General features: G+C 67.9%; 1 protein-coding gene. It reads left to right on the top strand.

Annotation, left to right across the window (positions count from 1 at the left end; all coding sequences use genetic code 11):
• On the top strand, positions 1–1,319 hold a 1,319-nt coding region (locus tag AB0C26_RS46405; protein WP_360261776.1), incomplete at its 5' end, for an NF041680 family putative transposase.
• Between the last annotated feature and the right edge of the window lie 12 nt (positions 1,320–1,331).

Here is a 1,331-nt window from a genome sequence, read left to right as displayed (position 1 = left end):
GTTCGCTGGCCGAGTTGTCGTTGGCGGGACAGCATCGGCGTGGTCACGGAGCGATGTATGCGGGCCTGAATCGGGGCCGGATCGATGTCGACCGGTTGCGCACCGCGCTGGCCGCGGTGCCGGTGCCACGCGCCGCGGACGGCCGGATCGTGCTCGCGGTCGACGTGACCTGCTGGCTGCGCCCGGAGGCACACACCAGCCCTGGCCGGGTGTTATGTCACACCTACGGACGGGCCAAGGACGCCCACATCGGGGTCCCGGGCTGGCCGTATTCGGTGGTCGTCGCCCTCGAAACGGGACGTCACTCATGGACCGCACCGCTGGACGCCCGCCGGCTTGCCCCGGGAGACGATGCCGCCACGATCACCGCCGGGCAGTTACGCGACGTCGTGCAACGCCTCATCAGCGCCGGGCAGTGGCAGCCCGGCGAGCCCGACATCTGGATCGTCGCGGACGCCGGCTACGACGGACCAAGACTCGCGTTGCTGTTGCGGGATCTGCCGGTGAAAGTACTGGTCCGGATGCGCTCAGATCGAGTCCTGCGCCGCCCTGCCCCACCCCGCGAACCCGGCACGATGGGCCGCACGAAACGCCACGGAGACGAGTTCATCTTCGGTGACCCCGCCAGCTGGGGCACTCCCGACACGACCATCACGACCGACACCCGCCTCTACGGCACCGCAACTGTCCTGGCCTGGCAACGACTGCATCCACGTCTAACCCATCGCACCGCCTGGATCGGCCATGCCGGCGTTCTGCCGGTCATCGAAGGCACCGTCATCCTGCTACGCGTCGAACGGCTCCCTTCGGGCGCCACCGCGAAACCGGTCTGGCTGTGGGCCTCAATCGCCGACGCCGACAACAACACTGTCAACGTGCTCTGGCAAGCCTTCCTGCGCCGCTTCGATATCGAGCACACCTTCCGCATGCTCAAACAGACCCTCGGCTGGACCAGCCCGAAACTACGCGACCCGGCCGCCGCCGACCGATGGACCTGGCTCCTACTCGCCGCTTACACCCAACTACGCCTGGCCCGAACCCTGGTCGCTGACCTACGCCGGCCCTGGGAACGCCCCGCCCCACCGCAACGCCTAACCCCAGCCCGCGTCCGGCGAGGATTTCGGCACCTGCACGCACAAGCAGGCACTCCCACCAGGGCACCAAAACCCGCACGACCAGGCCCCGGCCGACCATCCGGGCGCCGGAACACCCGGCCAGCAACCCGCCACGACGTCCACATCGTCACCAGGAACGATCGCCCGAAAAGCACACCCAGAAAGAAGCCCTCAACCACTCCACGGCCACGCCGAACAGGTTAAAACTCAAGCTAG

It is taken from the genome of Actinoplanes sp. NPDC048796 (genome assembly GCF_040650035.1).
Lineage (GTDB): Bacteria > Actinomycetota > Actinomycetes > Mycobacteriales > Micromonosporaceae > Actinoplanes.
The sequence above is the reverse complement of the archived record's forward strand: the minus strand, read 5'-3'. Positions and strand labels throughout refer to the sequence as shown.